The organism is Dolichospermum lemmermannii CS-548 (assembly GCF_028330815.1).
Classification (GTDB): domain Bacteria; phylum Cyanobacteriota; class Cyanobacteriia; order Cyanobacteriales; family Nostocaceae; genus Dolichospermum; species Dolichospermum lemmermannii.
Window position 1 is genome coordinate 1 of record NZ_JAQMTJ010000042.1, and the last position, 9,496, is coordinate 9,496.

Sequence of the window (9,496 nt, forward strand, 5' to 3'; positions counted from 1 at the left end):
AAATATTTTTTACCCCACCCTAACCCTCCCCTTGTAAAGGGGAGGGAACTGGATTTTTATTGTTTCCCCCCTTTACAAGGGGAAAGGGGGGTAGCAATGTGATGAAAATTACGGAATACCACTTTTCAAACATCCTCTTACACATTTTGGTTTTTCTCAGGCTCAGGGTGGTCTGGTCAGTACGGCTTGATTTCTCTTACAAGCCCAGTCCCTTTAGGGCTGGGTTACTGACTTTCTCTCTATGAACTTTCTCAACTTGCCGGGGAGCTGCCGCTACTGTAAATAATATTATGGCTTCATCAAAATTGATCTGACTATTTTTAAAGTCACCCATTTTCTGATATGTTAAACCTAGTTGAAAGTAAGCTTCTGCTAAATCACATCTGTTACCACTGATTTTATGGAATATTTCTATTGATTGTGAATGTTTAAAAAGTGCTTCTTCAAAATTATCTTGGATTCGATACAGTTCTGCTAAACCAGTTAAAACTTTAGCTACAAGCGGATTATAGTGAGAATTATAGTTAAGTTCTTGAGCAGATTCTATCCATCCATAGGAACTTTCTGCTTGAGAAAATTCTATCGCTGCATTATATATTTTCAAAGATTTTTTAATGTTTCCTAAATTTTTGTAAATTAGACCTAACTTTAATAAAGCATATATTTTACGCCATCTGCGAAAATTCACTTCAGTTTCCAAGCCTGCATTAATTAGTAAAGTTTCTAAATTAAGTATAATATAATATACTATTTCCGCAAAAATTCCTGTGAAAAGCGAATAATATACTTTTTTAACCAAAGATTGAGGAAGAATGTATTTTTCTTCTGTATTAAAGTACGAGTATAACAAAGCTAAATGTAGCCAGACGGTTACTTGATATTTTTCTATTTTTAACTTTAAATTTTTATCTCCTTTTTGGATTATATTTTCTATCCATGATTTGGTCGGTTCTAAAATATTTATGGCTGCTTCCAGTTCCCAGATGTCTATATAGTAAAAAGATAAATGGATTTGATTTTTGACTATCAATAATATAATCTCATCATAACTTATGTCTATTTGATGATTTTCAGAATTATTTAAAATACAATTTGCCATTGCTAGTGATTGATTCAAATAATTAATCGCTATATTCATATTTCCTGACCCTAAATTTATTATGCCTTTAATACTATAAATACTTGCTAGTAGATATTCAGATTTTATCTTTTCTTTCAGGAAGTTCAGTATAGATATTACTTGTGTTAATGCTCCCATTCGATAGTAAGAAAAAGCCAGCATTTCATCAAATGACCAGCAACCATTTCTTCGTTGAATAATTATATGTCCAGCTTGTTCAAAGTCATGAATACATTCATAATGATAATAAGCTTCAAAAGCTTTCTTCGCATCCTCTATTGTGCGAATACTTTTCACACTACCTTGCCAAAATTCAGCTGCTTTGCGGTTAACTTCCTGCCATTCTTGACTTGATTTTAACCTTTTTATGCTCTCTTCTCTAATCACTGTATGCAGCCAATACTTTCCCTTGGTAAATTCAAACAAACGTAAATTTTTTAAAGTTCTAATTATATAGATACACTTTTGCTGGTCAGGAATATCCCACAACAAAGCTAGTAAGGCATCTTCAGTCACTTGTGGTATATCCTGATAGCGATAACATCCTAACCGACACAGTAACTTATAAGCATTTGGATTTAAATTTTGCAATCGGTTAAATTGATTAACAACTAAATTTTTTAATCCTGGTTCCACCAAAGTACAATTTTCTTGCCAATAAGCAGTTGTATCCCCTTCATAATCTGTTTTTATTGACCCAAGCAAGATATTCATAGCTTTGGCATTACCCCCATATTTTATGTGCATTTCTTCTAGTAAAGAAATATCAATCTTAACTTCGTGAAATGCCAAAAATTCTTGCCACGCTGATACACCTAATTCACTTAAATAATAATGATAAATTATATCAATACGGTCATCAAATAAACGTTCTCTACTAGTAATTATCGTAAATGACTCCACAGTTGCATCAGCTAAAACCCTGAATAATTCTAGATAACGACTATGATTTTGAATGAACCTACCATGTTTATCTAGTGCAGGTTCTAAGCTATCAATTAATATCCCGACTTGGCGATTTTGCAAATGTTTTTTTAATCTTGCGAGTGTAATACCAAATTCCCTGCCTGGTTCTTCTTCAAAGTATTGTTTCAGCCATTCTTCAACTACGCTTTCAACGCTAGTGATGTTCTCTGTCTCCCTAGCTATTTCTAGGGATAAAACTAAATCAAACCCTTGATTATCTAAGTATTGCCTAGCTAAAGTTGTTTTACCTAGTCCTCCTGGTGCCTGAATAACAATAATTTTTTGATGTTGATTAATTAGAGTATTAAGTCTTGCTAAGTCATTGTCTCTACCGAAAAAATTAGAATGTTTGTTCTCAACAGGAAAGAAGTCTTGATGGCAACTCTTCGCACTACTTATATCTTTTAAAGCTAGAATAACATCTACGTTGTGCTTGTATGGGATGTTTAATGTCTTAAATAGTAATTTAATTGCATACTCTTCAACATTCTGCTTTGTTAAAATTCTACGAACCGTATTACTACTTATACTTTCACCAGTGTTTTCCATCTGTTTCTGTATCCACGTAATTCTATTACGTGGGTTCACGTGGTTTTCAGTAAGAGTATTAATTATTTTTTCCTCACCTAACTCGGTTAATAAGTATGTCTGGCGATTTCTGGGGATTTTCATAATTCCTGGAGTTTAGAGGATGTTTGAAAAGTTTTGAATGTATAGACTGACCCCTCTCCAAACCTCTCCCCTGCAAGGGGAGAGGCTTTAAAACCCCCATTCCCTTGTAGGGAAGGGGGGTAGGGGGGTTAGGTTTTTGGAGATTATGGGTTTCATATAATACTTTTCAAACAACCTCTTAGACTAAATCGGTAATTCAACTGAAAAAAATCATGAATTTAAGAAAGTTAAAGACTATTATACTAAGTTTATTTTTTCTTTATAAATAGCTACAACCAAATTATAAAGCGATTTCCAGAATTATTATTAATGAACTTTACTTAACTTGCTTAAATATACACATACCATGCAGAAATAGTGAGTTAATAGCAATTAGATTACTGGTGATCAACAACTAAATCCCGGTTTGCTCATTTTATAGGTATCAGATGGTGTTTATATGTCCTCTCACGATTTCTATTTGTTCTCCAATGAGACCTTTTGGATACTTTGGCAGGAGCATCAAAACTACTTATATCGTTGCTGTGTCAAGTGGATGGGTAGCCTTGCTGATGCAGAAGATGCTCTCAGTCAAGCGATGTTCAAAGCCCATGAGAAAATCCGTAATTTTAGCGGTAATATTAAAAGCTTTAAGGCATGGTTAACCCAACTAACCCATAATATCTGTATGGATATATACAGAAAAGATGATCAGCGAGCAAAACAAGTTGAGAGTTGGGAATTTCACGAGGAATTAGTTAGTCACGAAGAAACACCGATTCTTTTGACTACCCAAGAAGAACTAGAAAATTTTTTTGAGGTTGTGATAGATGAGTTACCTTCTCGACTGCGAGAAACGTTTATTCTGCACTTTAAAGAACAACTTTCGTACCAAGAAATTGGGGAAAAACTAAATATTTCCTATGATAATGTCCGCAAGCGAATTTCCCAAGCACGGGCAATTTTAAAACAGCGATATCATCAAGATTTTCTGGGAGAAGAGAATAGATACTCCACAGATTTACAATCGTTTAGATATCAGGTTGCTTCCCAGTCTAGAACTAGGAATAAATCTGAGAATATGATCAAAAGAAAAGTTGATATTGATGATACTTCTGTTTTATCTGTTCAGTTAGAAATAGTGCCAATAGTGGAGCAGGAAAAATCAGAACCGCCGGTTACTGTTTCTCCACTTATGGTGGTGGATGTTCAATCTAATTTGAATAGAGAGGTTGAAGAGATTGAGAAAAAATCTGCTGTCAATGAAGAATATCTACTTAGAAAAGTTGGAGATTTTTGGCAGTGGGGTAATCTTCAGAAAATTGTGCAGTTAAATCATAAACTTAACTGGGGGAAAGGTCTAATTAATGAAAGAATAAAAGATATCCTCCTGGTATTTAATCGGTATTTAATATGATGAATCTTCGTCCTCTTGCCTTAGTTAGTGCTATTGCTATTCTTAGTAATATTGCATTATTGGCTAAATCTGAAGCCCAAACAACTCAGGATGTTAACTTTAACGGTAATATTCTCGCAGCTTTTACTTTTCGTGTTGGTTCACCTGCTAATCCTAACCCAGCCACGGGTTTTAATGCTAACCCGACATCAGGTAAAGCCGAGTTCACAGGTACATCAGATGTGAGTATATCCTGTATTACTACTGCTTTCATTAGTGTGTCTGTCCCGCAACGGATAGCTGCACCTTCAGGCTTTAATGATACTTTTCGGAAAGCTCGTATTCGTTCAGGAAACAGAATGACAACCGCTGAGGTCGGTAGTTCAACAGGTTTTTCCGGCTGGAGCGACTCAGCCCCTGAGCCTTTGAGTATTAGTAGTTGTACAGGTGATCCCTTGGTAATGGAAATGATTGCTGGTAGTGCCAATGCTGGAAGTAATCCTGCTGGAAGCTACATCTATAAAGTAACCGTGACAGCTACTCCTCAGTAAGTATAAAATGTTCGGATTATAACCATCTACTGAATTTCCGTGAAATAATTCACAATTTGGCTGCGGAAAACGTCTAACTATTAAGTCACTGAAATATGATTGCATATTTTGCAGATCTCACTTTCACCTACAAGGGATAAAAAACCTAATGAAAAATCTTCGTCGTCTTGCTCTAGTTAGTAGTATTGCCGCGCTCAGTGCTGTGGCTTTCAACCCCACAGCCCAAGCTGAATCAGCAACTCAGGATATTAACTTCGCTGGTACTGTTCCCGCAGTTTGCACTTTTAGTAACACTACCGCTGGTAGCTTAGTTAGCGCTAATAACAGACTTAAAGGTGCTGGCGGCCTTGGTAATGTTGTTGGTGGTACTTATGGTACAACAAGTGTTGTCTGTAATGGTGGTGCTGCGTTAAGTGTAGCAGCTCCTGTACAGGTAACAGCACCAGCCGGGTTTAGTGCGGTGAATACTCAAACTATTGTTTATGATCCGACCTACGGACAAAACTTGCAAACTGTACCTGCGTCCGGTAATGCAATGATTAATGGTTTGAACTCCGATCCTTTGTCTCTTGCGGCTAATGAGTCTCATTCGTACCAGGTCGGTATGGTTGTTGTTCCGACTAACGACACAATATTACCTGGCAGCTATAGCTATAAGGTTACTCTCACGGCTACTCCTAACTAGAACCGAGTTAATAAAAAGCCTAATTCCTGAATAAAAGTAGGCTTTTCAAAAACTCGCTTTAGTTATCTTGTTTTTGGCAAGGATTGGATACCTGGGTTTAAGCTCCAATCCTTGTCCTATTGTATTGCAGATAATTCTAGTTGATAAAAATTAAATGAAAATTTCTTGTAAGAAACTAATTTTATACCCTTTGAGTAGTATTGTGTTTTCTACCTTTTTATTATCGGGAAATACTGCTAAAGCTGATATTGCTATTTCTCCACTGGTAATTGAAACCGCAGCTAAACAGGGACAAGCGCAGGGAACAATTACAGTGACAAATGGAGATGCTAAAAGCTTCCGCGCCCGTGTTTATACTCAACCTTTTACCTATGATTTACAAACTGGATTTAAACTTTTAGATGCTAGTCCTTTGGATTTAACTCCCTATTTGCAATTTTCCCCACGAGAATTGCAAGTTCCTGGTACAGATAATCGTCGTATCCGGTTTGTTGTGCGTTTTCCTCCTAGTTTACCCGATGGTGAATATCGAGCGATGTTATTCACAGAAAATTTAGAAGCGACTTTTCAGGAAGAATCAGGTACAAATAATGGGGTGATTTTGAAAACGGCAATTGTTCCGAGAGTGGGAGTAGCTGTTTATGTTCGCAAGGGCAATATTTCTCACAATTTGACTGCGGTTAATGCTAGATTTACTCCTAAATCGCAGCAACTTCAATTATTGGTTAAAAATACCGGGAAAGCTAGTGCAATTCTTCAGGGAAAATGGACGATTAACAAGGGAGATAAACAAATTTATAGTGGTAGAGGAATGGATACAACTGTCATTACTGAAGGGGAACGTTATCTCACTGTTGATTATTCTAGTCCTGGTAAGAAAATTCAATTAGAACCGGGAGAATATCAACTTTCTGGTAATTTAGAATGGGGTGTAAACCAGACCAATAAAATTCCATTTAGTGTCAAATTTATTGTTCCCTAAAAATTCATTGATTAAGACGATTTTCATTGGCAAATATACGATAAAAACCGTCTTTTTTGGATTTGACGTAGTTTAACAGTGTTTTTAAAGATTAATAATTATCTAAAAATACTTTGCTTTTTTAATTTAGTTAGTTGTAGTTTTATTGGTAAAAATAATTTAATTTTAGCAGCAGAATTACCTAGGCAAATTTCTTTGAATGAAGAAAATAGTCAAAAGCAAATATTCATAAAAACTCCCCTGGAAAATATTTCCCAACCAAAATATTTTGGAGATGAAAATTTTGGAGATGAAAATTCACCAATATTTTTAACTCAAACAACTTCAACACCGCCAAAAGATGATCATGTAACAACATTTATTATTGGCTTAAATGCCGGCAAACGCAATATTAGAGATGGGGTTTTGGTGCGGGGTGAAGTTAAGGATAAAGGCGCGATTAATTTTGAAAATTGGTTAATTCCTTATGATGATGTTCTGCAAACATTAAAGTTTACTTCTAAAAGTATATCAGATCATGAGGTTGAGTTGCGATCGCCTTTTAAAGCTATTCATTTTGATACTAATAAACTGCATAATGATCCAGAATTAGGATTAGTGCTTTCCACGAAGGAAATTAAAGATATTTTCGGCATTGAATCTAAATTTGATTGGCGGGAATATGCTATTGTTTTTGATATTCCTGACATCAAATCTGAGGACAGTAATAATATTGAAAAAAAGCCTGTTATCATCACAGGATTACCGAAAATTTCTCCTCCCGATATCACATTGAGTATGGTGGAACAAAGGGCTAATTTAACTGGTACAACCACTTCAGATTTAAAGAACCAGGGTACTTTATCAGCAGTGGGAACAATCCTTGATAGTAGTTGGTTTCTGCGGCTAAATCAAAGTGATATTACAGATAGTAAAACTTGGCAATTATCAGATCTACAAATTCTTAAACAAAGAGATTCTAGTGATTATTATTTAGGTTCACAACCAACTTTTTGGCCAAGTTCAAGTGGGGGAGATTTTTGGGGATTTACTACTATTAAACGTTACGGTTTTTCTCCCTTTCCTACCTATGGTAGTGGTAGTGCCAATATTGGTCAAAGATTACAACCAGAGCGGATTTATGGAACTGTAACAGGTCGCGCTCCTCCAGGAACTTTAGCACGTCTTGTCAAAGGTTTATATAAACCTACTCCGATAGCTGAACAGTTAGTTGATATTTCAGGAAATTACCGTTTTGATAATGTTCCTGTGGGTAGACAAATAGGCACAAATTATCAAGTTTTATTATATGCTGATGGAGTTTTAACTGCTAAACCACGAGTTGAAGATGCCCGGTTTAATTTATTACCTGAACAACTGTCTATAGGAACATCAGCTTTAATAGTTTCTGGAGGATGGAAACGACATTTAAATAATAATGATTTTCTGGGAGACTTTACCCAATTTAGTGGAGGAATCAAGCAAAGATGGGGATTGACAAAGGATTTAACTGTAGGTTTAGGGGGTATATATGACTCATCTTTTCAAGGTTTAACAGAGCTTTTTTATCAGCCGCAAAAGTCTCCTTTTAAAGCAAATATTTCTGGTTTGATGGGAGATAAGATCAAGATTAATACTAATCTCAGTTGGGAAAAATCTCCTTTAAAAGTTACTGTTTCTAGTGTCATAGCAGATGATATCAAGCTAAATACTAATGTAATTTGGGATGGTAATCCTAATTTTTATGCAACATTAAGTAATGATTTAAAATCTACTCGCTATACTTTCGATTTCCAAATCTCAAAGCACCTCAAATTTAATAGTAATGGAGATTTAAGCAAAGATAAAAATTTTGGTGTAGGCTATTCTTCTAGTAGTCGTAATTCTTCTACTTCTGCCCTGGTAAATATTAATACAAATGCTCAATTAAATTGGAGTTTAAATCAAACTTTAGGCAAGTTATCCTTTAATCATAGTGGTAATCAGTCCAGCACTTCTTCCCAACTATCTTATGTATTTAATCCTTCCCAGTCCTTAATTTTTCAATATGAAACTCTCAATTCTTCTCAAAATACTAATTTACTAAGTACATATTGGCGTTATACTTCTCCCATGCAAACTAAATACGGTGAAAATCTTTGGCAAGGTGAATTAGGTTATAGAATGGGTTCTTTAGGAACAGGACTTTATGGAACGCTGGGAACAACTATTTTACCAGGTATTTTGTTACAGGCACGTTATGAAGGAGTTTCTCTAAATTCTGATCAAAGTAGTTTGAGTATTCAACTGGTTTCTAGTTTGGGTTTTCAAGGGGGGATAACTCCGGGTGATAGACAAATCGAACGTTTTCGCACTCAAGGAGGTTTATTAATTAAACCTTTCTTAGATCGTAATAGCAATGGAAAACGAGATCATAATGAAGAAATATATCATGATAATTCTGATTTTCTCATGATCAATAATGAGCCTGTAACATCTTTGCAACTTGATATTCACAAAGATAATTTAATTATCCGTCTTCCCCCCGGAATTTATCGTATAGACTTAGATACCGCTGGTTTTCCTCCTGACTTTCAACCTGCAATTAGTACCTTTGCTGTGCAAGTGGTTGAGGGAAGTTATACACCTATTTTTATTCCCTTGCAATCTGCCTACACTCTAGCTGGAACTTTGACAGACTCCAAAGGAAACCCTATTGCTGGTGCTAAAGTTGAAGCTATTGATAATAGTTCCAAATCATCAGTTATATCTATTACGAATAATGCAGGTGTTTTCTATTTGGAACAGTTGCGACAGGGAACTTATCAGTTAAAAGTTAATACCAAATCTGTCGAACCTAATACAATTACAATTAAAGCAGATGCTAATACTTTACAAGAGTTAAATTTAAAATTACCTTAGATTAGTAGGTTGGGTTGAATGAAGTGAAACCCAACATTAGCAGCAGGATAGTAAAAGGTGTTGGGTTATGGCTTTACCACACTTCGTGAACGTTTCTCAACCCAACCTACAATAAATTTTGTTTTAAGTAGAACGGCTTGAATAATTCAAAGTTTGTAGTGAGGAATTTATTCCTCATTTGAGGGCTGAAGCCCTTACTACGAAATCATCTCCAGATTTCTTACATTACTTAATCTACTTTGATTTATTTTCGTCTACTTACTTA

General features: G+C 35.3%; 6 protein-coding genes. 5 read left to right on the top strand and 1 reads right to left on the bottom strand.

The annotated features are described in order from the left end of the window. Positions 1 to 196 precede the first annotated feature (196 nt). Positions 197 to 2,635: a tetratricopeptide repeat protein gene (locus PN450_RS02115; protein ID WP_271835275.1), complete on the bottom strand. Its 2,439-nt coding sequence runs from the start codon at positions 2,633 to 2,635 to the stop codon at positions 197 to 199. Positions 2,636 to 3,197: 562 nt separating this feature from the next. On the opposite strand from PN450_RS02115, the gene PN450_RS02120 reads away from it, so the two are divergent. From PN450_RS02120 to PN450_RS02140, 5 genes are all read left to right on the top strand, one after another. Further along, the gene (locus PN450_RS02120; RefSeq protein ID WP_271835276.1) at positions 3,198 to 4,154 is read left to right on the top strand and encodes an RNA polymerase sigma factor; all 957 of its coding nucleotides are present in this window, start codon (positions 3,198 to 3,200) and stop codon (positions 4,152 to 4,154) included. Then, a complete protein-coding gene (locus PN450_RS02125; RefSeq protein ID WP_271835277.1) occupies positions 4,151 to 4,684 on the top strand; it encodes a hypothetical protein in 534 nt (177 codons plus the stop codon). Before PN450_RS02120 ends, PN450_RS02125 begins: the two co-directional genes overlap by 4 nt. Before the next feature lie 148 nt (positions 4,685 to 4,832). Then, complete coding sequence (locus PN450_RS02130; RefSeq protein WP_271835278.1) at positions 4,833 to 5,369, top strand: hypothetical protein; 537 nt, start codon at positions 4,833 to 4,835, stop codon at positions 5,367 to 5,369. Between the two features lie 202 nt (positions 5,370 to 5,571). Further along, positions 5,572 to 6,351: a fimbrial biogenesis chaperone gene (locus PN450_RS02135; RefSeq protein WP_271835279.1), complete on the top strand. Its 780-nt coding sequence runs from the start codon at positions 5,572 to 5,574 to the stop codon at positions 6,349 to 6,351. Positions 6,352 to 6,429: 78 nt separating this feature from the next. Beyond that, positions 6,430 to 9,231, top strand: coding sequence for a carboxypeptidase-like regulatory domain-containing protein (locus PN450_RS02140; protein WP_271835280.1), 2,802 nt, complete (start codon positions 6,430 to 6,432; stop codon positions 9,229 to 9,231). The last annotated feature ends 265 nt before the right edge of the window (positions 9,232 to 9,496 follow it).

Coding starts and splice junctions, on each gene's coding strand:
- PN450_RS02115 (WP_271835275.1), bottom strand. CDS start 2,635: ATGGAAAACACTGGTGAAAGTATAAGTAGTAATACGGTTCGTAGAATT.
- PN450_RS02120 (WP_271835276.1), top strand. CDS start 3,198: ATGTCCTCTCACGATTTCTATTTGTTCTCCAATGAGACCTTTTGGATA.
- PN450_RS02125 (WP_271835277.1), top strand. CDS start 4,151: ATGATGAATCTTCGTCCTCTTGCCTTAGTTAGTGCTATTGCTATTCTT.
- PN450_RS02130 (WP_271835278.1), top strand. CDS start 4,833: ATGAAAAATCTTCGTCGTCTTGCTCTAGTTAGTAGTATTGCCGCGCTC.